Source organism: Bacillus sp. EKM501B, assembly GCF_011800505.1.
Lineage (GTDB): Bacteria > Bacillota > Bacilli > Bacillales > Bacillaceae_G > Bacillus_A > Bacillus_A cereus.
Genome location: NZ_JAALFZ010000002.1, coordinates 373,610 through 397,625, shown reverse-complemented (window position 1 = coordinate 397,625; position 24,016 = coordinate 373,610). Strand labels below are relative to the sequence as shown.

The window sequence follows — 24,016 nt, the reverse complement described above, 5'->3', positions numbered from 1 at the left end:
ATTTTTTTATAGTAAATTAAGTACTTTTTCTACTTTGATTCCTTTATCTTGTAAAGAACGAAGGCGACTTACAACGTCCATAATTTCTTTGTCAAATGTAACGCTAATACCTTGGCTTTGTAGTTCTTCTTTTAAGCTTTCAATAGAATCATCTATGTCGATGCCAAGCTCGTAATCTTGACAAACTTCAATTGTCTTTTTCACGAGTTTAACATAATTTTCTTGTAGTTTTGAATTTGTTTCAGTCAAAGCAGGCTGCTTCGGTTTTGCAGGAGCAACCGGTGCTGTCTCTTGCTTTGTAACTGGAGTAGGGACTGCTTTTTTCACAGGCGCTGGAGTAACTAGTTCTACAGCTGCTTCTACGCTTACTGGCTTCGGTGTCGGTACCGGAGTAGGCTTAGGTGCCATAGCAGGTGTTTCCACACGCGTAACAGGCTTAGGAGCAGGTGTAATTGCTTTTGGAGCTTCTACAACTACTTCTTTTTTCGGTGCTGCTTCTACCTGTGTTTCTTCTTGCTCGGCAGCTTCTTTATTTTCTTTACTCCACATAACGCGTTCAATTTCTAGAGAAACATTGTTTTTGTTCATCGCTGTTAATGTAACTTTACCAACTTCAGCGTTTCCAGTGAAATCAACAATTTTATAAATAACACTCTTGTTCCAATCCACGTTTCCGCTCAAAAATAATTCTTCGTTACATTTCGGCGTTAAGCCCTCGATTTTAATTTCTGCGTTTACACCGTTTTCACTATATACCATAATTAGCGAAGCATTTACATCTTCGTCTGCTAACATTAGTTCACGTACCATTTTGCCGGTGCGTACTTGCGTTTTCTTCTTAACTGACATCTAATTTCTCCTCTCAAAAATTCAGTAATAATAAAAAAATCGTATAACGAAAAATAATTGCTCACGAAGATTTATGATACCGATAATAAAAGCATCACGTCAACAATTAACTTTAATTATTTTGCATTTTTCTTATTTTCTTTATGAAATTTTTCAATTTGTAAAATTAGACAGAAGAAAAAACAGCCTTTTGAAGGGCTGTTAAAAATTTGATTTTTTATATAATAATTTATATAAAACGTAAAATAGGATAGCGATTAAAGCATTTTGCCAAAAGGTTAGATGATAAATGAGATAAGGTTGCTTTTGGAAATAAATATTTAAGAATACAGCGGAACAAAATGGAGTAGCAAATGCGAATCCAAATAGAATTCTTCTTTTCCAATTCATTTTCTGATCAAAGGAGTAACGCTTTAATAAATATAAAATAAATAGTATACCTAGTATAATTATTGAAACAGACAAAGTAGTTCCAAGGATGCTAAAAGGCGGACTTGATAATGTATTATTTTTTTCAAAGAGAAACATAAAAAATGAAATAATTGCATTTATGCCAAACTGTATAGCAAGAAGTAAGCTAACAGAAAATCCAATTAAAGAAGTTTTTTCTAACTTTGTTTGGGTTGGTAAAGCTGATATAAGTTCATCACAATAAGATTGTAAGTCATCACCAAAAATGTCATAAGCATTTTTATTTTCTACTTGTGCTTCGATAAGATGATCTAATATTTCTAACAAAAGTTCTTCTACTTGATGTTCGGGTACATTAGATAACCGAAGATATACTAGCATATCACCATAAGCAATTTCGTTTTCGGAAGTTAGAAGCTCACGTTTTTTATTATTCAATTCAATCATGTCTTGTGCATTCATCCCTATCACTCCCCCTGTAATAAGTTATTTACCGTAGTTGAAACCATCCCCCAGCTTTGTTTAAATTCTTCAAGCTGTTCTAATCCTTTATCGGTTACGTGATAATATTTTCGCTTTGGACCGAGTGAGGAAGCTTTTAATGTTCCTTCAATCAATTTTTCTTTTTGCATACGTAACAATAATGGATATATGCTTCCTTCGCTTACAAATGTAAATCCGTGTTTATTTAATTTTGTACTCAGTTCATATCCGTACACTTCTTCTTGTGAAATGATGTATAGGATGCACCCTTCGAGCACGCCTTTTAACATTTGGCTGTGCATGATTTCACCACCTTTTATTCAGGTAACTTGCGTTGCAAGGTAGCTGGTATCCAAATTGTAACATTCAGTAACTTGCAATGCAAGTTACTGGGGTGGAAAACTTTAATGTCCCCCATACTAACGAGAGGGCGAAAATTATATGAGACCGTTTATGCCAAAGCTCGTTTACTTTGAACGAAAGGCACTTGAATATCCACTTGGTTTTATAGTTGCGCCAATTTAAATGCATGAAGAATGGGAAGAAGGATACCGTAAACTATTTGAGCGACAAAGATATGACGATACCAAATTTAACGTTTGAATTGATTCAGCATTGTTTTCCGAAACCATCGGAAAATATGTATATAAAAAAGATGATGCAGCAGTATTAAAAGAAAAGATAAGAGGTTATAGAAATGAGTTTTTTCCTAATGCAGAAATACAATATTTTACTTAAGGGGAGTCTGTATGCAAATACAGATTCTTTTTTGTTTTATATATTTAGGCTCGTTTTCAACTTGTCACGTTATTCTTTCTGGTGTATCATTTTATTGATTGCTTCGTACGGAATAAGCAAAATGAACTTGGATGGAGGAAACCGATGCCTACCCCTAGTATGGAAGATTATATTGAACAAATTTATTTGTTGATTGATGAAAAGGGTTACGCCCGCGTATCTGATATTGCTGAAGCGCTTAGTGTACATCCATCCTCTGTAACAAAAATGGTGCAAAAATTAGACAAAGATGAATATCTAATTTATGAAAAATATAGAGGGCTTGTATTAACAACAAAAGGTAAAAAAATCGGAGAACGTCTCGTATATCGTCATGACTTGCTAGAGCAATTTATGCGTATTATCGGTGTGGATGAAAGTAAAATTTACAATGATGTAGAAGGAATTGAACATCATTTAAGTTGGGAAGCAATTGATCGCATTGGTGATTTAGTGGAATACTTTGAACAAGATGCAGTCCGAGTGGAAACACTTCGTGGTGTTCAAAGAGCAAATGAAGAGAAAAGTAATTAAGGGGAACGTATGGCGTTTCCTTTTTTATTTCAATTCGAAAAGGATGGGAGAATTATGAAAGCAATTATTTTTGATTTTGATGGATTAATTGTGGACACAGAAACGATATGGTTTCACTCTTTCAGAGATGCTGTTCGTGAATACGGCGGGGAACTACCTTTAGAGGAATTTGCGAAATGCATTGGAACAACAGATGAGGTACTTTATACATATTTAAATGATCAATTAAAAGAGAAGTTTAACAAAAGTGCATTAAAAGAAAAAGTGGCAACTTTACATAAAGAGAAAATGAGAATACCAGAAGCTCGTGACGGGGTAAAAGAATATTTAGAAGAAGCGAAAGAAATGGGATTAAAAATCGCACTAGCTTCTAGTTCTTCTAGAGAATGGGTTATTCATTTTTTAGAAGAGCTACAAATTCGAGAATATTTTGAAGTAATTAAAACGAGAGAAGATGTTGAGAAGGTAAAACCAGATCCAGCTCTTTATCGAGTTGCAATAGAAGAATTAGGAATTAAGCCGTCTGAAGCTGTTGTATTTGAAGATTCATTAAATGGATTGAGAGCAGCAGTTGCAGCGGGATTAACGTGCGTTGTGGTACCTAATGATGTGACACGGAATTTACCATTTGAAAATCATCATCTTCGAATTGAAAGTATGAGAGAGAAAAGTTTAAAAGAAGTGCTTCAAAGTATAAAAAAAGACCGTATTTCCTAAAAGGAAGCACGGTCTTTCTTTTTGCTTTTTTTGCCTTCAATGACAGTTAAATGAGACTGTTTTCTTTTTCGTTTCAAAGTGGAAGAATTCCCTTTTTTACTTTTGTCATTAGAAGTATTTGACTTAAAGAAAGAATTGCCTAGGGGTGCTACATTTTGTTTCCCATGTTTGCGGTTCGATTGTTTTGCCGCACGCTTATATGAGCTTTGTGAATTTGCAGAACCACTGGAATTTGTAAACATCTTGTATAGCAAGTAAAAGATACCAACAACAAGTAACATGTACCCGATATTTCTTAATACACCCATGGGATTTGTAATAACAGATGAAACAAGGCCGAATATTGCCAATCCGATAATAAGCACAAATATAGCGAAAGTAAACGAACGACCGTTCATAAGGGACACCTCCTAAAAACGTATATTAAAATTAGTATATTAACGATGAGGAAAGGAGTTGAACACCATTTTTAAATAATTATTGTTTGTTCTCTAAACGTAATAATTCTTCAAACGATGCAATTGCTACTTCCACTTGATCATCTGTTGGTTCTTTCGTTGTTAATAGTTGTAGCCATAATCCAGGATATCCAAGTACGCGTAATACGGGAATATCTCGTAATCGATTTGTAAATTGTAATACTTCAAAAGAAATACCAAGTACAACTGGAATTAATAAAATTCGGTTTATAACTCGTGCCCAAAGAGGATCTGTAGGGACTAGGAAATAAACGAACATTCCAATAATGACTGTAAATATAATAAAGCTACTGCCACATCTATAATGGAGACGAGTTTGCTTTTGAACGTTTTCTACAGTCAGAGGAAGGTTATTCTCGTAAGCATTGATTACCTTATGCTCTGCACCGTGATACTGAAATACCCGCTTAATAAGTGGGGTTAAAGAAATAAAGTATATATAGCTCAATAATAGCATGAGCTTAATGACACTTTCGACAATGATTTGCCCAGTATGAGACGGGAAAATCGGTCTTGTTAATTCAGCTAATAGTGCAGGAACTGCTGTGAAAATGACTTTACCGAATATAAAAGATAAAACGCCAACAGCTGCAACTCCTAATACCATCGTTAATTTTGATTGTTCTTCTTTTTTATTTGCAATTTGTTCATCATCTTCTGGGTGGACGTCAAATCGTTCTGAAGCGAAGTTTAAATGTTTTGCTCCATTCGCACTTGCATCCACAATAGCGGCAATCCCTCGTAAAAATGGAATTTTTTTTAGGGTAGATAGTACTTTATTACGAACGCGTGGTAATCGATAAAATTCAATCGATTTATCTTTACGACGAACCGCTGTAACAGTATATTCTCTACCGCCAAACATAACTCCTTCTATGACCGCTTGCCCGCCATATATTTGTTTTGACTCTTCTGCCATGTTAACACCAACCTGTATTTGTTTCTCTCTTATGTAGAAAAAGAGGCAATTGTCATACTGGGTTCTGTCGTTTTGAAATAAGACAATCACCGAGTTTCCTTTATTTTATCGGCAAATACAAGTAGATGACAAGGGAAAATGTTATGAGAGTCGGACATTTCTTATTCTTTTTATAGACAAATTTCGCAGGATTTAAACATGCTTCAAAATAGTTTCGGGCATACTATTGAGCGGAGGTGTCGATGTGAGTCAAGAACAATTAGGAACAAGGAATTTTGTGCAGATTGGTTTGTTTGGTGGAATCTTTTGGGGCGGGATATGGTATTTCCTTCATATATTTTCATTCACGGAGGCGGGCCCGAATTATTTCCTTTTACCATTTGCGTTTGGAAGTTGGAAAGAGGGTGTATGGGGCAATGTGTTCGGAATAGTGTGTATGGGACTTCTTTCAATTTTAATTGCCTTTTTGTATAAAGCATTTTTTGCAAAGTTTGAAGGGATTATAGCGGGAATTATTTATGGGCTATTTTGGTGGGCACTACTGTTTTTGGGGATGGGTTTAATGGCTCCTGTTATTAAAAGTGCGCTCCATTTACCAAAAGAGACAATTGTGACGACAATATGTATTTTTATATTGTATGGTGTGTTTATAGCATATTCTGTTTCTTACGCAGTAAATAGCAATAAAGCAGAACAAGAAGGGTAAGAGAAGACGAACTATTCAAATAAGTAACTCCTATGTTAAAATATTGTATAGATATTTAATATTAAGGAGTTTTAAGAATATGAAAAAGTTACTCCTCGTAAACGGTCCTAACCTAAATCGCCTCGGTGTTCGTGAGGTAAATGTATATGGAAAGGGCACGCTAACGACACTTGAAGCAGATATGAAGCAAGAAGCAGAAACAATGGGAGTGGAGTTAGAATGTTTCCAATCGAATCATGAAGGTGCCATTATCGACATTATTCATGAAGCGGAAGATATATATGAAGGGATCATTTTAAATCCGGGAGCATTTACGCATTATAGCTATGCGATTCGTGATGCCATTGCGAGCATTTCGATTCCTGTTATTGAAGTACATATTTCTAACATTCATCAGCGTGAATCGTTCCGTCATGAATCTGTGACGGCAGCTGTTTGTGCAGGTCAAATTGTAGGATTTGGTTTTTATGGCTATAAGTTAGCGTTATTTGCATTAATGGAGAAATTGAGGGAGGCATAAAGTAATGGAGAAAATTGAAAGATTACGAAGTGCATTTGATGAGGCTGGTATTGACGGTATTTTGTTAACAAATGAACATAGTCGTAGATATATGGCTAACTTCACAGGAACAGCAGGCGTTGTTCTTATTTCAAAAGATCGTGCTCAATTTATTACAGATTTCCGTTACGTCGAGCAGGCAAGTAAACAAGCGGTTGGATATGAGGTTGTACAGCACGCAGGATTGATCATTGATGAAGTGGCAAAGCAAGTGAAAGAGCTTGGAATTCAAAAGCTTGGTTTTGAGCAAGATACTCTTACATATAGTTCTTATTCAGTGCATAAGGAAGCGATTGATGCTGAATTTATCCCGACTTCTGGACTTGTAGAAAAGTTACGCTTGATAAAGACTGATTCAGAGATTAAGATATTAAAGGAAGCTGCACAGATTGCAGATGCTGCCTTTGAGCATATTCTATCATTCATTCGCCCGGGAGTATCTGAAATTGAAGTGTCAAATGAACTTGAATTTTTCATGAGAAAACAAGGAGCAACATCTTCTTCGTTTGATATTATCGTTGCTTCAGGTCTTCGTTCGGCATTACCGCACGGCGTGGCATCTGAAAAAGTGATAGAAACAGGAGATTTCGTTACATTAGACTTCGGCGCTTATTACAAAGGATATTGCTCTGATATTACTCGTACGATTGCAGTCGGTGAACCATCTGATAAATTAAAAGAAATTTATAATATCGTTTTAGAAGCACAACTACGTGGTGTGAACGGTATTAAAGCTGGTTTAACAGGTCGCGAGGCTGATGCGCTAACGCGTGACTACATAACGGAAAAAGGATATGGTGAATACTTTGGACACTCTACTGGTCATGGAATAGGTCTTGAAATCCATGAAGCACCAGGTTTAGCATTCCGTTCTCATACAGTACTTGAACCAGGTATGGCTGTAACAGTAGAACCAGGTATTTATATTCCAGGTATTGGCGGCGTACGTATTGAAGATGATATCATTGTGACAAGTGAAGGTAATGAAGTAATTACGAAATCACCAAAAGAACTTATTATTTTGTAATACACAGGAGGATTTTTTTACATGATTTCAGTAAACGATTTTCGTACAGGTTTAACAATTTCAGTGGACAATGCCCTTTGGCAAGTACTTGATTTCCAACACGTAAAGCCAGGTAAAGGTGCTGCATTCGTTCGTTCTAAACTACGTAATCTTCGCACAGGTTCTGTTCAAGAGAAAACATTCCGTGCAGGTGAGAAAGTAGAAAAAGCACACATCGAAAACCGTCGTATGCAATACTTATACGCAAGCGGTGAGGCTCACGTATTTATGGATAACGGAACTTATGAGCAAATCGAACTTGGTGAAAAACAAATCGAGCGCGAGCTTAAATTCCTAAAAGAAAACATGGAAGTAGCAATCATGACTTACCAAGGCGAAGTACTTGGTGTTGAACTTCCAAACACAGTTGAATTACAAGTTACAGAAACAGAGCCTGGTATTAAAGGTGATACTGCTTCTAACGTAACAAAACCAGCTACATTAGAAACTGGTCTTGTTGTACAAGTACCAATCTTCATTAACGAAGGCGAAATGCTTATCATCAACACTGGTGAAGGTAAATACGTTTCTCGTGCATAGTAAAAAAGCACTCGTGATAATTCACGAGTGCTTTTTTTATAGGAAATAGGGTAGATAGTAAATAGCTGTTATTATAAAACTGACTAAAACAAGTGAAAGAGTACCCATAATAGATGGAGTCAAAACAATTTGAAATGGTTTTATTTCGCCAGTCTCAACGCCAGTTAATGTTTTACTTATTGCGTGATCTGTAATGTTATTTCTATGGTTACTCATAATAATTAACCACATAATTGCAAATATTGCTAAACTACCAAGGAAAAAGGTCTCTATAAATGACCAACCGACCAATAATGAAAAAAGATAAATAAGAGCTAATTCTACTACAACGGTTAAACTAACTTTCAATGCCTTCATATTTTTCCCCCTCATTCTTTAATTTCAACCAGTTTAAAAAATTTTCACGTGACACGACATGCAGAGAGCAAGGTGACTTTACTTCTTTCTCTAGTGCAGCGTGTTCGTCTGGAAACTTGTTTTCCACATGCAATGAAATATAAGGTAGTTTTTCTTGTGCTTTTAAAGAGCGGATATTATTCGTTTTAGCACCAGCAAATACGTAGGAAAGTTGTAAGTCTAAAAAGGCGATTTTAAAGATTTCTTTTTTAGCAGCCTCGTTATAGCCTTTTCCCCAGTACGGATAGCCGAGCCAACTACCAATGTGAGATTGCTTTTTCTCATTATTAATATGTTTAAGTGTGGTGAGGCCAATTATTTCATTTTCTTCATTCACAATCATTCTCGATAAGGATTTCTTTTGACGCTCTTCTTCTATTGCGAAAAGAAGAAATGTTTTCGTGTCTTCGATATTTTCTACCGTTATCCCCAATGCATTTTTTATATGTGGATCACTTGATAGCTCGAAAATCACATTTGTATAGCATAAATCTAGTGGTAATAAAGTGACGTGCTGCATGGTTTAAACCTCTTTTAAACTAAATGTATCATAATATACCATGAAATAATATGAATATTCAGATTGTAATTCAGACTTTAGAGAAAAATTATGTTTTTACTTCTGAAATAGACAACCTCTGCATATGGTTGTACAAATATATTCTTTTTTAGAATACGAAGTTAGTAACTGTTACGGGAGAAGGTGGAAGAATGAAACAGTGGCTAGCGGCAATGGAAACATCCGTGCTTGTTATGGGGGCACTTCGATTATTTTCAGGTAGTGCGGAGATATTTGCTGCTTTGCTTATGCTTTATGTGAATGATGCGAAGAAAGCGTTGTTTATAAATGGTATGTTGGCGTTTGTTGGACCTACCGTATTAATTTTAACAATGACAATTGGGATAGCGAGTGTAGCAAGTGAAATTTCTTTCTTGAAGCTCTTTTTTCTAGCGCTTGGAATTTGCTGTATTTTTATCGCATTACTGAAATAGTAAGTCGAGTATAGTGGGGAGAAGCCGATGAAAGAGGTATTAGAAGTTTTACCAAAAACGATGAAGTACTTAATTGAAGAATGTAAGCAATACGATGCTTTAGAGGAAATTCGTGTTCGAATTGGAAGGCCGCTAGAGTGTATTGCACACGGAAAGGTGTTTTTTTATGACTATATCACTACTGCAGAGGATGCTATTTACTTATTGAATAAGTTAAGTCAATTCTCAATTTATACGATGGAAGAGGAATTAAAACGTGGGTATGTGACGCTTCGCGGAGGGCATAGAATCGGGTTAGCAGGAAAAGTCATTACAGAAAAAAGCGCAGTGAAAATGATTCGTGATGTCTCTTCCTTTAATATTCGTATTGCTCGTCAAAAAATAGGGATTGCTGAACCGCTTTTGCCATATTTGTATGAAAAAAGGTGGTTAAACACGATGGTAATTGGCCCTCCCCAAACGGGAAAAACGACACTCTTAAGAGATGTAGCACGTTGCATGAGTCAAGGGGTAAGTGCTTCGGAAATTCCTTCCTGTAAAGTGGGGATCGTTGATGAACGGTCAGAAATTGCTGGTTGTGTGAAAGGGATCCCGCAATATGATTTTGGTACCCGAGTCGATGTGTTAGACGCATGTCCAAAGGCAGAAGGAATGATGATGATGATTCGTTCTATGAGTCCTGATATTTTGATCGTAGATGAAATTGGCCGTAAAGAAGATAGTGAAGCAATTATGGAGGCAGTGCATGCAGGTGTCCAGCTTTTTATAAGCGCACACGGATTTTCCTATGAGGATGTTGTGAGACGTCCATCGCTCAAGGCAGTGCTAGAGCTTGGTATATTTGATAGGTTTGTGGAGTTGTCAAAAGCGAGGGGTCCAGGAACGGTTATGCAGGTGAAAGATAAATATGGAAAACCAGTGTTATCAAATAGAAAGGCTGAGGGCGTATGGTGAAAATATTTGGTGCAGTGTTAATCGTTGCGGTCAGCACCTTTTTCGGGTTTTCGTACGCTAAAAGATACAGTGAGAGACCGAGGCAACTTAGGTTATTAAAATCAGCACTTCAATCATTAGAGGCAGAAATTATGTATGGACACACACCTTTATCTGAGGCTGCCGAGCGATTAGTTAAACAAATGCCAAAGCCATTAAATTGGATATTTCAAAGTTTCGCTAAAAAACTAGAAAGTGGAGAACAAACAGTAAGGGAAGCTTGGATAGATAGTTTGAAAGAGAATTGGAAGTTGACGGCTTTTCAACAAACCGAGTATGAAATACTGCAGCAATTTGGTGAAACGCTCGGGCAACATGATCGTGAATCACAACAAAAACATATTCGCTTATGTATTACACATTTGGAGAGAGAAGAAGAGGAAGCGAAAGCTTTACAACTGCAATACGAAAAAATGATTAAGAGCTTAGGGGTACTAGCAGGGCTACTTATTGTAATTTTACTGCTATAGGGGGGAGAAAGGCGATGTCCATTGATGTTGGATTAATATTTCAAATCGCCGGAATCGGCATTGTTTTAGCTTTCATTCATACTGTACTAAAAGAATTGAAGCGTGAGGATATTGCAAATTGGGTTATCCTTGTCGGTTTTGTCGTCATTTTATTTCATGTTGCATTTTTAATTAATACGCTATTCGACAAGATTAAAAGTGTCTTTCTCTTCCAGTAAAGGAGGCGGTTCGAATCGAAATTATACAAATTGTCGGATTAGGCCTCGTTGCTACGTTTTTAGCTGCTGTTTTGAACCAGCATAAATCTAGTATTACATCTTTATTTATTGTGTTCGTAGGTAGCGTGATGTTTCTTATTTTAATCGATCAAATTCATTCTATTTTACAAATGATTGAGAGAGTAGCGAGTGAAGCGAAAGTTAGCAACGTCTACGTGGAAACGTTACTAAAAATTATTGGAATTGCTTATATTGCCGAGTTTGGAGCTCAAATTACAAAAGATGCTGGTCAAGGTGCCATCGCTTCGAAAATTGAACTTGCTGGGAAAATCTTAATTCTCGTTATGGCAATTCCTATTTTGACGGTTGTAATTGAAACTATTCTCGGATTTTTACCGACGGGATAAGGGGGAGTGAATGTTGAGGAGGTTTGGAGCTAAGCTGCTATTTGCTTGCTTCCTTTTCTTTTCTTTACCGGTTGTTGTACAAGCTTCTCCTGTAGAAACAAACGTCGTTGATCAACAATTGGATAAGCTCGGAATTGAAGATGTGAAGCAATTTTGGGACGGGCTTGTTACAAAATATGGTGGCTATTTGCCAGAGAGTCAAAAAGGGAGTTTTATGGAGTTTGTAAAGGGAGAAAAAGAATTCTCTCTAAAAGAGTGGATGATAGGGTTATTAAAATATTTATTTCATGAGCTTGCAGCTAATGGAAAACTGCTTGGCACACTCATTATGCTCACAATCTTTAGTGCATTGTTGCAATCACTGCAATCCGCTTTTTCAAAAAGTAGTGTAAGTAAAATTGCTGATGCTGTTGTATATATGGTACTTATTATTTTTGCTTTAAATAGTTTTTATGTCGTTATGACATATGCAAGAGAAACGATACAAACAATGGTAGATTTCATATTAGCGCTATTGCCAATTTTATTGGCGCTTATAGCGACTGGTGGCGGGGTTGTATCTGTATCTTTCTTTCATCCGATTATCATTTTCTTAATGAATACAAGCGGGCTTCTTATGAATTATATCGTTCTACCGCTTTTATTACTGGCAACGATATTAAGTATTGTAAGTACAATGAGTGATCAATATAAAGTTACAAAATTGTCCAAGCTTCTGCAAAACGTTAGCGTTGGGATTATCGGTATCTTCTTAACGATTTTTTTAGGGGTATTATCTGTACAAGGAACAGCGACAGCCGTTGCTGATGGCATAGCTGTGAAAACTGCTAAATTTGTAACAGGAAACTTCATTCCAGTAGTTGGAAGGATGTTTACGGAAGCGGCAGATACTGTTATTAGCGCATCAGGATTATTGAAAAACACAGTCGGAATTATTGGGCTCGTCATTTTATGCTTAATTGTTGCTTTTCCTGCGATTCAAATTTTCTGTATTGCATTTATTTATAAATTCGCAGCAGCAGTATTACAACCGGTTGGCGGCGGAGCAATTATTCAATGTTTAGACATTATTGGAAGAAGCATCATTTACGTATTTGCTTGCTTAGCTATCGTATCATTTATGTTCTTTTTAAGTATTACAATTATTATTGCTGCGGGGAATATTACACTTATGATGCGGTAGGAGGTGAAGAGTATGCAATTTGTTACAGAGTGGATCAGAAATATTATCGTTTTTTTGCTCTTAGCGACAATGCTTCATCTTATTCTTCCAAATTCGAATTTGCAAAAATACGTTAAATTTGTTGTAAGTCTTTTGTTAGTCGTATTAATTTTAACACCCCTTTTTAAACTATTGCAGACAGATGTAAATGAAGTAATTGCAAATTTTAATGAAGAAAAGTACGTAGCAGAAGGATCTGTAAAAAATTCAATAGATTCGAAGAAAAAAGAAATACAAGCTCTAACACGTGCATATAGTTTAGAAGAGATGGCTACCAAAATGAAAAAAGAAGTAGGAAAAGAGTTTGAGAAAAAGTATGGTATGGCTGTCTCTGAAATACAAATAGTCGCAGCAGAAAATATAGAAGAAGTAAAGTCAGCGAAAGATATTCAATCTGTTGTTGTGACGTTGAAAGAAAAAGAACGTAGTAAAAATGATGCAATCGAAACAGTAAAGCCAATTGAAATTAACACGAAAGAGCCTCCAAAAAAAGTGGAAGAAACGAATGTAGAAATGAAAGATTTCTTTTCAAGCAGGTGGCAACTAGAGGGTAAACAAATCCAAGTTCAAATGGAAGGGAGGACAGGTAGAGTAAATGGACAATAAAGATAAAAATTCGAAGTTCTCATTTTTTCGAAACTTATTGAATGGGGATCAAAAAGAAAGTAACGAGAAGGGTAAAAAGGTAACACCTAAGTTTTTACTTGTCCTACTCATACTTGGAATTTTGCTTATGTTTTCTAGTAGTCTCTTTTCAAGTAAAAAAGAAGAAGTACCTGTATTTAAAGAACAAAAAACTCAAAACCAAGAAAAAGACGTACCAACTTTCGGACAAAAAAGTAATGATAGTATGTCAAATGTAGAAAAATATGAAAAAGCGTATGAACAAGAATTAAAAACTGCTTTAGAAGAAATAGCAGGAGTAAAAGACGTAACGATTAAAGTGAATTTAGATTCATCTGAAGAAAAAATTTTAGAAAAAAATACAGTGAAACGCTCACAAACAACAGGTGAAACAGATAAAACAGGCGGTAAGAGAGAAGTAGAGGACGAGTCTCTTGATGAAAAGACTGTCATTATACGTGAAGGGGATAAAGAAACTCCTGTTGTTTTACGAACAGAGAAGCCGAAAGTACGTGGTGTTCTTGTCGTAGCAAAGGGAGTGGATAATATACAAGTTAAAGCAATGGTAAAAGAAGCTGTGATAAGGCTGCTAGATGTACCGGCCCATCGCGTTTCAGTTTCACCGAAAAATTGATAGGGAGGAAATAAAGTGTTAAAAAAACAAACAGTTTGGTTATTAACGATGTTAAGTTTAGTTGTTGTACTATCTGTGTATTACGTGACAACTCCTGACAAAATGAATACAGCATCGCCAGCAACAGGTGAAAAGATTGGACAAGAAAAACAAGGTACTGATAAAGCAGTAACAAACGAAGCGCCTAAAGAAACTCCGAAAAAAGAAAATACAAGCAAAGAAACAACAAATAAAGAAACAGACAAAAAAGAAAATGCAAAAAAAGAAACAAGTAAAAAAGAGGGCAATGTATCAGTTCAATCAAGTGATGAGAATTTCACAGCTTTACGTATGCAAATGGAAGATCAGCGTAGTGAACAAAAAGCAAAATTACAAGAAGTGATGAGTTCAACAAAAGCTTCAGCAACAGAAAAGAATAAAGCGAAAGAAAATTTTGATGCCATTACGACAATGGAAACGAAGCAAGAATTACTTGAGACAGTAATTAAATCTCAAGGAGGATATCCAGATGCTCTTGTAAGAGCTGATGGTACTGATATTAGAGTAACGGTTAAAGCGGCAAAACATTCACAGAAAGAAGCAAATAAAATTATTCAACTTGTAAGAAGTGAAGGCGGATCAAAAGATGTAGGTGTGAAATTTGATCCACCAGCGAAATAAGTGAAACTTTAATCCGTAGGGATTTCCCTACGGATTATTATCTTTTACTAAGCAAAGGGTATGCAAATAGTAAAAAGAGTATGCAAGTACGTGTGAATAGAAAAAAGCTATCATTTTCGATAGCTTTTTTCTATTGCGTCTTTGTAATTATTTTTACTATGTTCAGCTCGGAATGGAGAAACACGTTGTGAGTAAAAGATTAATGGTTCATGGTACTGATGATTACTTTTTCCGGATTTGACGTGGATGCAAAGAACGCATGCCCAAACGATTACAGCAGGTAAAAAGAGAATGAGCCATATCATATTTCCACACCTCGACACAATATATTTTCTACACTTTGAACATACTATTCTTATATGAAGGAATGATGAACGGTGTGTAAACAAAAAAAAAATATTTGGTAAAAATATGTTATTGACTATAGGTGTGGTGAAGAGTGAAGAGGGAATGGCATGTTTGCTGTGTAACGTTTTGAAAAAGTAGTGAATGTTTTTTAAGAAGTGGTCTTGCCAATTTCGTGTGAAACTTGGTATTATTACTAGGTATTAAATTTTTATTGGAATAATATTTTTACAGGAGTTTCGATTTATTATAAAGAAATATAAATTGGAATGTTTAAAAAATTTATCGTAAGATGGAAATAGTAAATATTTCTATTAGTTAATGAAATATATTTTCTAATAGAATACATCGTATTTTTACAGTCAATCTAGTTTTCGTGACGAGAATCTGTAAAAACGGGACAAACAAGAGTATGGGAGTGGATTTTACATGTTTAAAATTCAAGAAGTTCGCGAATTAATTAAATTAATTGATAGCTCTAATATTGATGAATTTGAATACAAAAAAGACGGTACAACAATCAAAATGAAAAAGCGTGGTAATGAAGTTGTTGCTGTGCAAGCACCTGCAGCAAAACAAGCTATGCAACCAGTAGCGCCTGTTGAAGTTGAAACGAAAGTAGCAGCAGCACAAGCAGAAGCGCCAAAACAAGAAGAGAAGAAGGCTGTTCAAAATGAAAACCTACATAAAATCACATCACCGATGGTAGGTACATTCTATTCTTCTTCTTCGCCTGATACACCTCCATATGTAAGTGTTGGGGATAGAGTATCGAAAGATTCTATCGTGTGTATTGTCGAGGCTATGAAGTTATTTAACGAAATTGATGCTGATGTAGAGGGCGAAATTGTTGAAATTCTTGTTAATAACGGACAGCTTGTTGAGTATGGACAACCGCTATTTCTTGTAAAAGCGTAATAAGGGAGTCTTTGTGATGATAAAAAAAGTATTAATAGCCAATCGTGGGGAAATTGCTGTACGAATTATTCGTGCTTGTAAAGAAATGGATATTGAAACAGTTGCAATTTATTCAGAAGCAGATAAAGAGTCACTTCACGTACAGATTGCAGACGAGGCGTATTGTGTAGGACCAACGATTTCGAAAGAAAGCTATTTAAATTTGACGAACATTATTAGCGTTGCGAAGTTAACAGGCTGCGATGCTATTCATCCGGGATACGGATTTTTAGCAGAGAATGCAGATTTCGCAGAATTATGCCGTGAATGTAACTTGATTTTTATCGGTCCAAGTCCAGAAGCTATTTCAAAGATGGGCACAAAAGACGTTGCTCGTGATACAATGAAAGAAGCAGGGGTTCCGATTGTACCAGGTTCACAAGGGATTATTAAAAATACCGAAGAAGCGATCGAGCTTGCTAATCAAATTGGATATCCAGTTATTATTAAAGCGACTGCAGGTGGCGGCGGAAAAGGTATTCGTGTTGCACGCCATGAAGAAGAGCTTATAAAAGGAATTCAAATTACACAGCAAGAAGCTAGTACCGCTTTTGGGAACCCTGGTGTATACTTAGAAAAGTACGTTGAAGATTTCCGCCATGTTGAGATTCAAATAATGGCAGATACACACGGAAATGCCATTCATTTAGGAGAGCGTGATTGTACAATTCAGCGCCGTTTGCAAAAACTACTAGAAGAAAGTCCATCACCTGCACTTGATGAAGATATTCGCAAGCAGATGGGTGAAGCGGCAGTTAAAGCGGCGGTAGCGGTTGATTATACAGGTGCTGGTACGGTTGAGTTTATTTATGAATATAAAACGAAAACCTTTTATTTCATGGAGATGAATACGAGAATTCAGGTTGAGCATCCGGTTACTGAAATGGTAACGGGAATGGACTTAATTAAAGAGCAAATTCTTGTTGCTTCAGGAGAAAAGTTATCGTTACAGCAAGAAGAAGTACAATTTAATGGTTGGGCAATTGAATGTCGAATTAATGCGGAAAACCCTGCCAAAAAATTTATGCCATCTCCAGGTAAAGTAGAAATGTACTTACCACCAGGAGGATTTGGTATTCGCGTCGATTCAGCTGTATATCCGGGATATTCAATCCCACCTTTCTATGATTCGATGGTTGCTAAATTAATTGTTCACGGAAAAACACGTGAAGAGGCAATTGCAAAAATGAAGCGCGCACTTAGTGAATTTGTCATTGAAGGCGTACATACAACAATCCCGTTCCATTTGCAATTGCTAGATCATCCTGATTTTGTAAAAGGTGAGTTTAATACGAAATTTTTGGAAGAGCATGAACTTGTGACGCAGTGATACATTAAAGGAGGTTTTTTTCATGGCTGAACATATGTTAGATATGGGTCAAGATACAACTCTTGGTAAAGTAGAAATTGCACCAGAAGTAATTGAAGTAATTGCAGGTATTGCAGCTGCTGAAGTAGAAGGTGTAGCGGCAATGCGCGGTAATTTTGCTACAGATGTTGTTGAGAAGTTAGGTAAGAAAAATCATGGTAAAGGTGTAAAGGTTGAATTAGCAAACGAAGATATTATCGTTGACCTTTATGTTGTAATGTATTTTGGTGTAGCAATTCCAGTTGTTGCACAAAAGATTCAAGACAATATTCGCCAAGCACTCTTTACAATGACAGGACTTGAGCCAAAAGAAGTGAATGTTCACATCGTTGGCGTAACATTCGAAACACAAAAAACAGAAATCGAACCAGTGTAAGAATGAAAAGGTGCCTAGTAACATAGGCATCTTTTTTATCGTTTCATTTCTTCACAAATTACAACCCTCTAATTATTATACTATTTCAAAAAATAAGAAATAAACAAGAAAATGTGTCGTTTTTCCAAAAAACGTACATTGTGATAAGATATGGAACTTGAAGTTAATCTTTTTATTATTTTTCAGCCTTGTAACCCGTGTGTGAAACGATAAATTGTGTTATTATCATTGTATTATAAGGTTGGAAAATCAATGAAAACTGTAAGAGTAAGTGAATTGACGGCTTATAAATTATAATAATATAACAAAGTATAAGGAAAGACTTGAAGCATAAAGGAGAGTTACAATGAAACGTAGGACGGCTAGAGAAAGAGCAATGCAAGCATTATACCAAATGGATATTACAGGTGAATTAGAACCGAAAGTAGCAGTGGAAAACACGCTGGATGAAGGCGAAGAAACAAATGAGTTTCTAGAGTCACTTGTAGTAGGTTTTGTAGAAAATAAAGAAGCAATCGATGAAGCGATTCGTCAAAACTTAAAAAAGTGGAAGCTTGAGCGTATTAGTATTGTTGATCGCAGTATTTTACGTGTAGCTGTGTATGAAATGAAGTACATGGAAGAAATTCCACACAACGTAACAATTAACGAAGCAATTGAAATTGCAAAAACATTTGGGGATGAGGAATCTCGTCGTTTTATTAACGGCGTTTTATCTAATATAAAAGATACACTGTAAATTCTTTAAGGGGGAATCTTAAAATGGTAGCAGTAATCATCAAAGGAAATGAAGTTGCGGAGAAAAAACGAGCACAATTAACAGAAGAAGTTGTGAAGTTGAAAGAGCAAGGTATTGTACCAGGATTAGCAGTTATTTTAGTTGGAGAAGATCCAGCATCTCGTTCTTATGTGAAAGGAAAAGAAAAAGGCTGTGAACAAGTAGGGATTTACTCAGAGCTAATTGAACTTCCTGAAACAATTACTGAGGAACGTTTGCTTGCTGAAATCGATCGCTTAAATGGCGATGACCGTATTAATGGCATATTAGTGCAATTACCTTTACCAAAACATATTGAAGAAAAAGCTATCATTGAAAGAATTTCACCAGAAAAGGATGTAGACGGATTTCACCCAATCAGCGTGGGACGTATGATGACGGGACAAGATACATTCCTTCCATGTACACCGCATGGTATTGTAGAATTAGTAAAAGAAACAAATCTTGATATTTCTGGAAAACATGTAGTAGTAATTGGAAGAAGTAATATTGTCGGTAAACCAGTGGGACAATTGTTTTTAAATGAAAATGCCACTGTAACATATTGTCATTCTAAGACGCAAAATATGAAAGAGTTATCGAAGTTAGCTGATATTTTAATCGTAGCTGTTGGACGACCTAAAATGATAACAGCGGATTATATTAAAGAAGGAGCGGTTGTAATTGACGTTGGTGTTAACCGTTTAGAAACAGGAAAACTTTGTGGTGATGTTGACTTTGACAACGTGTTAGATGTTGCGGGTTACATTACACCTGTGCCAAAGGGTGTTGGTCCAATGACAATCACAATGCTTCTTCATAATACTGTTGAATCTGCCAAACGTGCAGGTGTCGTTTGTAAATAATTTGAGTCGGCTATGAGGAGAGAGAAATGGAGAAGCAATATTTAACCGTTACAGCGTTAACACGCTATATAAAAACAAAAATAGAATATGATCCGCATTTGCAGTCTGTTTGGTTAAAAGGTGAAATTTCCAACTTTAAAAATCATAGCCGTGGCCACATGTATTTTACATTGAAAGATGAAAATGCAAGAATCGCAGCGGTTATGTTTGCGGGCCATAATCGTAATATTAAATTCAAACCTGAAAATGGGATGAAGGTACTCGTGAAAGGGAAAATCTCTGTTTACGAGGCGAGTGGTTCTTATCAAATTTATATTCAAGACATGCAGCCTGACGGAGTCGGGAATTTACATTTAGCGTACGAACAGTTAAAAGTTCGTTTAGAAGAAGAAGGACTTTTTTCTCAAGTTTATAAAAAAGCGATTCCTCCTTACGCTAAAACAATAGGTGTGATTACGTCGCCAACAGGAGCAGCGATTCGTGATATTATAACAACGATTAAACGTCGTTATCCAATTGGGAATGTTATTGTATTTCCGGTACTTGTACAAGGGGAGTCAGCGGCTCCCTCGATTGTACAAGCGATTCGTACAGCGAATGAAATGGGAGAGATAGATGTACTAATCGTTGGTCGTGGTGGAGGTTCTATTGAGGAATTATGGGCTTTCAATGAGGAAATGGTTGCAAGAGCAATCTTTAAGAGTGAAATTCCTATTATTTCGGCAGTAGGCCATGAAACGGATTTTACAATCGCAGATTTTGTTGCAGATTTACGCGCGCCAACACCGACTGCAGCAGCTGAGCTGGCAGCACCTAACATTATAGAGTTACAAGAAAAGGTATTACAAAGAACTCTGAGATTGCAAAGAGCAATGAGAGAGTTAGTACATAAAAAAGAAGAAAAACTACAAGTGTTGCAAAAATCGTATGCGTTCCGTTATCCAAGACAAGTATATGAGCAAAAGGAAGAGCAATTAGATAGAGCGCTAGAACAGCTTGTTTTAGCGAAAGAGCGCTATATTGATAAAAAGGTGAATCAGTTAAAGCAACTTTCATTTTATTTAGAGAAGCACCACCCATCTCAAAAAATTATGCAAACGAAGGTAGCTGTTGAAACGTTGCAAAAGCAATTACAACGTGAAATGCAAACGTTACTTCAAACGAAAGAATTTGCCTTTGTAAGAGCTGCTCAAAAACTTGAAGCGTTAAGTCCGCTTAAAGTAATGATGAGAGGGTACGGGCTTGTATATGATGAAGAGAAGCAAGTGTTAAAAAGTGTGAAAGATGTAAGCCTTGGAGATGCTGTTTCAGTTCAATTACAAGATGGAATACTAGATTGTAGCGTATCAGGCATAGAGGAGCGTGAATTGAATAATGGAAAATAAATTAAGCTTTGAAGAGGCAATTTCGCAACTTGAGCATCTTGTTTCTAAGCTAGAACAAGGTGACGTACCTTTAGAAGAAGCGATTTCTTATTTTAAAGAAGGTATGGAATTATCTAAGCTTTGTGATGAGAAGCTGAAGAATGTACAAGAACAAATGGCAGTTATTCTTGGGGAAGATGGAGAGCTTGAACCGTTTACTGCTTTAGGAGATGAAGCATAGTGACGATTGCTTTTGATACTTTTTTGAAAGAAAGTAAAACTTTCGTAGAAGAAAAACTTGTAAGCTATGCAAATGAATTACAATGTCCAAATGTACTTCGTGAAGCGATGGCATATTCTTTGGAAGCGGGTGGAAAACGTCTCCGCCCGTTACTTTTGTTTGCAACATTACAAGCGTTTGGGAAAGAAAGAAATCTTGGAGTAGGTGCAGCTTGTGCTCTTGAAATGATTCATACATATTCATTAGTTCATGATGATTTACCTTGTATGGATGATGATGATTTAAGAAGAGGAAAGCCCACAAATCACAAAGTATTTGGTGAAGCGATGGCAGTTTTAGCAGGAGATGGCTTATTGACGTATGCTTTTCAAGTTATTATGGCATATGAGCAAAAAGAAATTTCTGCCGAAAAAAAAGTAAGACTTGTACTTGAACTTGCAAAAGCAGCAGGACCAGAAGGAATGGTTGGCGGACAAGTGGCAGATATGGAAGCTGAAGGGAAACGCCTTACGATTGATGAATTGGAGTACATCCATAAACATAAGACCGGAAAACTGCTTGAATTTGCTGTACTTGCGGGTGCGATACTTTCTGATGCGACAGAAGAGCAAGAAGAAAAGTTGCTTACGTTTGCCAAATATATCGGTCTAGCTTTCCAAATTCGAGATGATATTTTAGATGTCGAAGGAACTGAAGAAGAGATTGGAAAACCGATTGGTAGCGATCTTTCTAATGAAAAGAGCACATATACAACGTTGTTTACTGTAGATAGAGCAAAGGATATTTTAGAAGAAACAATTGCAGAAGCAAAAGGTGCGATTAGTTCCTTGCAATTACAAGATGAATATTTACTATCTATTTGTGATTTGATTGCAAAACGTAATAACTAATATAACAGCGTTTTCATTTGTTGAGTCATTCATCATTTTATGATATAAATGTAGGAAAAGGTTTTTCTTTTCTTGTTATTGGCAAAAATATATGTAGATTACATTGCCGTTATCACTTCGTGTTAGCGGCTATTTTTTTCATCGCCTAAAGAAATATGGTTTATAATAGGATTAGGGCGCAATAGACTGGTTAATAGCGGGACAAGACGAAAAATAGAAAAGAGAATTTCTTGTTTTGTGTAAATGTTTTTTATAATATTTGACATGTTGACAGATTATGAAATGAAAGTGAGTGATCCATGTGGATCTAACGCAAATTCAAAACCCTAGTTTTTTGAAAGATATGTCTATCAGTGAACTAGAGGGATTGAGTGAGGATATTCGTAAGTTTTTAATTGAAGAGCTCTCTCAAACAGGTGGACATATTGCACCTAATTTAGGTGTAGTAGAACTCACAATTGCTCTGCACAAATTATTTGATAGCCCGCAAGATAAATTTTTATGGGATGTAGGACATCAATCCTATGTACATAAAATTTTAACTGGACGTGCGAAAGAGTTTGGTACATTAAGGCAATATCAAGGTCTATGTGGTTTCCCGAAACGTTGCGAGAGTGAGCACGATGTATGGGAAACTGGTCATAGCTCGACTTCGTTATCGGCTGCAATGGGAATGGCTCTGGCACGTGATTTAAAGAAAACGAAAGAATATGTTATACCAATTATTGGAGATGGTGCTTTAACAGGCGGAATGGCTTTAGAGGCATTGAACCATATTGGACATGAAAAAACAGACATGATTGTTATTTTGAATGATAATGAAATGTCAATTGCACCAAACGTTGGTGCGCTTCATAATGTGCTCGGTCGTTTACGTACCGCAGGAAAATATCACTGGGTAAAAGATGAATTAGAGTATATATTAAAGAAAATCCCAGCAGTTGGCGGGAAAGTGGCTGCGACAGCAGAGAAAATAAAAGATAGTCTTAAATATTTACTAGTATCTGGTGTCTTTTTCGAAGAGTTAGGCTTTACATATTTAGGTCCAGTCGATGGGCATGATTATGAAAAGTTATTCGAAACGTTGCAATATGCAAAGAAAACAAAAGGCCCAGTGCTTGTTCACGTTATTACGAAAAAAGGAAAAGGTTATAAACCGGCTGAGAGTGACGTTATTGGAACTTGGCATGGAACAGGACCTTATAAAATTGAATCAGGTGACTTCGTTAAGCCGAAAGAAGTTGCACCAGCATGGAGTGCTGTCGTTAGTGAAACAGTACTTAAGCTAGCGAGAGCGGATGAGCGTATCGTAGCAATTACACCTGCAATGCCTGTTGGATCAAAACTTGAGAAATTCCAAAAAGAATTCCCAGATCGTATGATTGATGTAGGTATTGCAGAACAGCATGCTACAACAATGGCAGCAGGTATGGCAACGCAAGGAATGAAGCCATTCTTAGCGATTTATTCAACATTTTTACAAAGAGCATATGACCAAGTTGTTCATGATATATGCCGCCAAAATTTAAATGTTTTCATCGGAATAGATCGCTCGGGATTAGTAGGAGCAGATGGTGAAACGCATCAAGGCGTATTTGATATCTCATTCTTACGTCACTTGCCGAATATGGTGCTTATGATGCCGAAAGATGAAAATGAAGGGCAACATTTAGTTTATACGGCGATGCAATATGAAGATGGACCAATCGCATTGCGTTATGCTCGCGGTAATGGACTTGGCGTTCATATGGATAAAGAATTAAAGGCGATTCCAATCGGTACGTGGGAGACGTTAAAAGAGGGGACACAAGCAGCTATTTTAACGTTTGGTACGACAATACCAATGGCAATGGAAGCAGCTGAGCGTCTTGAAAAAGCTGGGGTTTCAGTGAAAGTAGTGAATGCTCGCTTTATTAAACCAATGGATGAAGCATATTTACATGATCTTCTAGGAAAGAATATACCGATTTTAACGATTGAAGAAGCTTGTTTAATCGGTGGTTTTGGAACAGGAGTAGTTGAATTTGCATCTGAAAATGGTTACCATAGTGCATTAGTTGAACGAATGGGTATTCCAGACCGCTTCATAGAGCACGGAAGTGTAACAAAATTATTAGAAGAAATTGGTTTAACGACAGATGCTGTTGTAGACCGTATTCATACAATGATTCCATCAAAACAAAAAAGGGCGTAA

General features: G+C 36.4%; 32 protein-coding genes and 1 pseudogene. 25 read left to right on the top strand and 8 right to left on the bottom strand.

From position 1 onward, the window contains the following. Nucleotides 1-6: 6 nt before the first annotated feature. From HFD78_RS06810 to HFD78_RS06800, 3 genes are all read right to left on the bottom strand, one after another. Nucleotides 7-849, bottom strand: a complete 843-nt coding sequence (locus HFD78_RS06810; protein ID WP_000111900.1) for a hypothetical protein — start codon at nucleotides 847-849, stop codon at nucleotides 7-9. Nucleotides 850-1,050: 201 nt separating this feature from the next. Next, nucleotides 1,051-1,722, bottom strand: coding sequence for a DUF1129 family protein (locus HFD78_RS06805; RefSeq protein WP_000993592.1), 672 nt, complete (start codon nucleotides 1,720-1,722; stop codon nucleotides 1,051-1,053). A 5-nt stretch (nucleotides 1,723-1,727) separates the two neighbouring features. Further along, nucleotides 1,728-2,045, bottom strand: coding sequence for a PadR family transcriptional regulator (locus tag HFD78_RS06800; protein WP_000556083.1), 318 nt, complete (start codon nucleotides 2,043-2,045; stop codon nucleotides 1,728-1,730). Nucleotides 2,046-2,235: 190 nt separating this feature from the next. Here HFD78_RS06800 and HFD78_RS29395 point away from each other — a divergent pair. The 3 genes and pseudogenes from HFD78_RS29395 to HFD78_RS06785 form a co-directional block, all read left to right on the top strand. After that, nucleotides 2,236-2,481, top strand: a pseudogene (locus tag HFD78_RS29395) (spore photoproduct lyase family protein); the annotation flags it as partial. 144 nt (nucleotides 2,482-2,625) lie between these two features. Further along, nucleotides 2,626-3,054 (top strand): transcriptional regulator MntR, encoded by a 429-nt coding sequence (mntR, locus tag HFD78_RS06790; protein ID WP_001143083.1) that lies wholly within the window; start codon nucleotides 2,626-2,628, stop codon nucleotides 3,052-3,054. A gap of 54 nt (nucleotides 3,055-3,108) precedes the next feature. Continuing rightward, complete coding sequence (locus tag HFD78_RS06785) at nucleotides 3,109-3,771, top strand: HAD family hydrolase (protein ID WP_025966333.1); 663 nt, start codon at nucleotides 3,109-3,111, stop codon at nucleotides 3,769-3,771. Here the strand turns inward: HFD78_RS06785 and HFD78_RS06780 are convergent. Together HFD78_RS06780 and HFD78_RS06775 are read right to left on the bottom strand one after the other, a co-directional pair. Next, entirely contained in the window at nucleotides 3,768-4,169 is a 402-nt protein-coding gene (locus HFD78_RS06780) for an SA1362 family protein (protein ID WP_001014463.1), read from the bottom strand. The two genes, HFD78_RS06785 and HFD78_RS06780, sit on opposite strands and share 4 nt — an antisense overlap. 79 nt (nucleotides 4,170-4,248) lie before the next feature. Then, complete coding sequence (locus HFD78_RS06775; protein WP_000807121.1) at nucleotides 4,249-5,169, bottom strand: DUF1385 domain-containing protein; 921 nt, start codon at nucleotides 5,167-5,169, stop codon at nucleotides 4,249-4,251. Between the two features lie 244 nt (nucleotides 5,170-5,413). Here HFD78_RS06775 and HFD78_RS06770 point away from each other — a divergent pair, with 244 nt between their 5' ends. The 4 genes from HFD78_RS06770 to efp all read left to right on the top strand — a co-directional run bounded on the left by HFD78_RS06770 (nucleotide 5,414) and on the right by efp (nucleotide 8,040). After that, entirely contained in the window at nucleotides 5,414-5,875 is a 462-nt protein-coding gene (locus HFD78_RS06770; RefSeq protein WP_000076880.1) for a YqhR family membrane protein, read from the top strand. A 79-nt stretch (nucleotides 5,876-5,954) separates the two neighbouring features. Next, nucleotides 5,955-6,395: a type II 3-dehydroquinate dehydratase gene (aroQ, locus tag HFD78_RS06765; RefSeq protein ID WP_000735147.1), complete on the top strand. Its 441-nt coding sequence runs from the start codon at nucleotides 5,955-5,957 to the stop codon at nucleotides 6,393-6,395. A gap of 4 nt (nucleotides 6,396-6,399) precedes the next feature. Continuing rightward, entirely contained in the window at nucleotides 6,400-7,461 is a 1,062-nt protein-coding gene (pepQ, locus tag HFD78_RS06760) for a Xaa-Pro dipeptidase (protein ID WP_000411041.1), read from the top strand. Between the two features lie 21 nt (nucleotides 7,462-7,482). Beyond that, nucleotides 7,483-8,040, top strand: coding sequence for an elongation factor P (gene efp / locus HFD78_RS06755; protein WP_000626516.1), 558 nt, complete (start codon nucleotides 7,483-7,485; stop codon nucleotides 8,038-8,040). 36 nt (nucleotides 8,041-8,076) lie between these two features. Here the strand turns inward: efp and HFD78_RS06750 are convergent, their stop codons facing one another. Next, entirely contained in the window at nucleotides 8,077-8,397 is a 321-nt protein-coding gene (locus tag HFD78_RS06750; protein WP_000645695.1) for a hypothetical protein, read from the bottom strand. Further along, a complete protein-coding gene (locus tag HFD78_RS06745) occupies nucleotides 8,378-8,956 on the bottom strand; it encodes a GNAT family N-acetyltransferase (RefSeq protein ID WP_016118619.1) in 579 nt (192 codons plus the stop codon). The genes HFD78_RS06750 and HFD78_RS06745 overlap by 20 nt, the downstream gene beginning before the upstream one ends. A 191-nt stretch (nucleotides 8,957-9,147) precedes the next feature. Between HFD78_RS06745 and HFD78_RS06740 the strand changes: the two genes are divergently transcribed. The 9 genes from HFD78_RS06740 to HFD78_RS06700 are packed head-to-tail and all read left to right on the top strand — an operon-like array spanning nucleotide 9,148 to nucleotide 14,657. Further along, nucleotides 9,148-9,429 carry a YqhV family protein gene (locus HFD78_RS06740; protein ID WP_000816050.1) on the top strand — a complete coding sequence of 94 codons (282 nt, stop codon included), beginning with the start codon at nucleotides 9,148-9,150 and terminating at the stop codon, nucleotides 9,427-9,429. 27 nt (nucleotides 9,430-9,456) lie between these two features. Beyond that, nucleotides 9,457-10,383 (top strand): stage III sporulation protein AA, encoded by a 927-nt coding sequence (gene spoIIIAA / locus HFD78_RS06735; RefSeq protein ID WP_000665905.1) that lies wholly within the window; start codon nucleotides 9,457-9,459, stop codon nucleotides 10,381-10,383. Then, nucleotides 10,377-10,892 carry a stage III sporulation protein SpoIIIAB gene (spoIIIAB, locus tag HFD78_RS06730; protein ID WP_000238702.1) on the top strand — a complete coding sequence of 172 codons (516 nt, stop codon included), beginning with the start codon at nucleotides 10,377-10,379 and terminating at the stop codon, nucleotides 10,890-10,892. The genes spoIIIAA and spoIIIAB overlap by 7 nt, the downstream gene beginning before the upstream one ends. A gap of 14 nt (nucleotides 10,893-10,906) precedes the next feature. Continuing rightward, a complete protein-coding gene (spoIIIAC, locus tag HFD78_RS06725) occupies nucleotides 10,907-11,110 on the top strand; it encodes a stage III sporulation protein AC (protein WP_000020914.1) in 204 nt (67 codons plus the stop codon). A gap of 23 nt (nucleotides 11,111-11,133) precedes the next feature. Then, nucleotides 11,134-11,517 (top strand): stage III sporulation protein AD, encoded by a 384-nt coding sequence (gene spoIIIAD, locus HFD78_RS06720; protein ID WP_077393170.1) that lies wholly within the window; start codon nucleotides 11,134-11,136, stop codon nucleotides 11,515-11,517. Nucleotides 11,518-11,527: 10 nt separating this feature from the next. After that, entirely contained in the window at nucleotides 11,528-12,700 is a 1,173-nt protein-coding gene (spoIIIAE, locus tag HFD78_RS06715) for a stage III sporulation protein AE (protein ID WP_000946110.1), read from the top strand. A gap of 12 nt (nucleotides 12,701-12,712) precedes the next feature. After that, nucleotides 12,713-13,345: a stage III sporulation protein AF gene (gene spoIIIAF, locus HFD78_RS06710; RefSeq protein WP_001161033.1), complete on the top strand. Its 633-nt coding sequence runs from the start codon at nucleotides 12,713-12,715 to the stop codon at nucleotides 13,343-13,345. Continuing rightward, complete coding sequence (gene spoIIIAG, locus HFD78_RS06705) at nucleotides 13,335-13,997, top strand: stage III sporulation protein AG (RefSeq protein ID WP_000368890.1); 663 nt, start codon at nucleotides 13,335-13,337, stop codon at nucleotides 13,995-13,997. The genes spoIIIAF and spoIIIAG overlap by 11 nt, the downstream gene beginning before the upstream one ends. Before the next feature lie 15 nt (nucleotides 13,998-14,012). Beyond that, complete coding sequence (locus tag HFD78_RS06700; protein WP_000914710.1) at nucleotides 14,013-14,657, top strand: SpoIIIAH-like family protein; 645 nt, start codon at nucleotides 14,013-14,015, stop codon at nucleotides 14,655-14,657. A gap of 110 nt (nucleotides 14,658-14,767) precedes the next feature. Here the strand turns inward: HFD78_RS06700 and HFD78_RS06695 are convergent, their stop codons facing one another. Beyond that, entirely contained in the window at nucleotides 14,768-14,962 is a 195-nt protein-coding gene (locus HFD78_RS06695; protein ID WP_002101315.1) for a hypothetical protein, read from the bottom strand. 469 nt (nucleotides 14,963-15,431) lie between these two features. On the opposite strand from HFD78_RS06695, the gene accB reads away from it, so the two are divergent. The 9 genes from accB (at nucleotide 15,432) to dxs (ending at nucleotide 24,016) form a co-directional block, all read left to right on the top strand. Further along, a complete protein-coding gene (gene accB / locus HFD78_RS06690) occupies nucleotides 15,432-15,920 on the top strand; it encodes an acetyl-CoA carboxylase biotin carboxyl carrier protein (protein ID WP_000472859.1) in 489 nt (162 codons plus the stop codon). Nucleotides 15,921-15,936: 16 nt separating this feature from the next. After that, nucleotides 15,937-17,289, top strand: coding sequence for an acetyl-CoA carboxylase biotin carboxylase subunit (gene accC, locus HFD78_RS06685; protein WP_000592870.1), 1,353 nt, complete (start codon nucleotides 15,937-15,939; stop codon nucleotides 17,287-17,289). 22 nt (nucleotides 17,290-17,311) lie between these two features. Next, entirely contained in the window at nucleotides 17,312-17,704 is a 393-nt protein-coding gene (locus tag HFD78_RS06680; RefSeq protein ID WP_000807630.1) for an Asp23/Gls24 family envelope stress response protein, read from the top strand. Between the two features lie 346 nt (nucleotides 17,705-18,050). Beyond that, a complete protein-coding gene (nusB, locus tag HFD78_RS06675; protein WP_000830247.1) occupies nucleotides 18,051-18,443 on the top strand; it encodes a N utilization substance protein NusB in 393 nt (130 codons plus the stop codon). Nucleotides 18,444-18,466: 23 nt separating this feature from the next. Then, nucleotides 18,467-19,327, top strand: a complete 861-nt coding sequence (gene folD / locus HFD78_RS06670) for a bifunctional methylenetetrahydrofolate dehydrogenase/methenyltetrahydrofolate cyclohydrolase FolD (protein ID WP_000226732.1) — start codon at nucleotides 18,467-18,469, stop codon at nucleotides 19,325-19,327. Between the two features lie 26 nt (nucleotides 19,328-19,353). Continuing rightward, a complete protein-coding gene (gene xseA / locus HFD78_RS06665; protein ID WP_000415249.1) occupies nucleotides 19,354-20,712 on the top strand; it encodes an exodeoxyribonuclease VII large subunit in 1,359 nt (452 codons plus the stop codon). Further along, nucleotides 20,702-20,932, top strand: coding sequence for an exodeoxyribonuclease VII small subunit (gene xseB / locus HFD78_RS06660; protein ID WP_000428423.1), 231 nt, complete (start codon nucleotides 20,702-20,704; stop codon nucleotides 20,930-20,932). Before xseA ends, xseB begins: the two co-directional genes overlap by 11 nt. Continuing rightward, nucleotides 20,932-21,822, top strand: coding sequence for a (2E,6E)-farnesyl diphosphate synthase (gene ispA / locus HFD78_RS06655; RefSeq protein ID WP_000150374.1), 891 nt, complete (start codon nucleotides 20,932-20,934; stop codon nucleotides 21,820-21,822). The genes xseB and ispA overlap by 1 nt, the downstream gene beginning before the upstream one ends. Nucleotides 21,823-22,123: 301 nt before the next feature. Then, nucleotides 22,124-24,016: a 1-deoxy-D-xylulose-5-phosphate synthase gene (gene dxs, locus HFD78_RS06650; RefSeq protein WP_000366454.1), complete on the top strand. Its 1,893-nt coding sequence runs from the start codon at nucleotides 22,124-22,126 to the stop codon at nucleotides 24,014-24,016.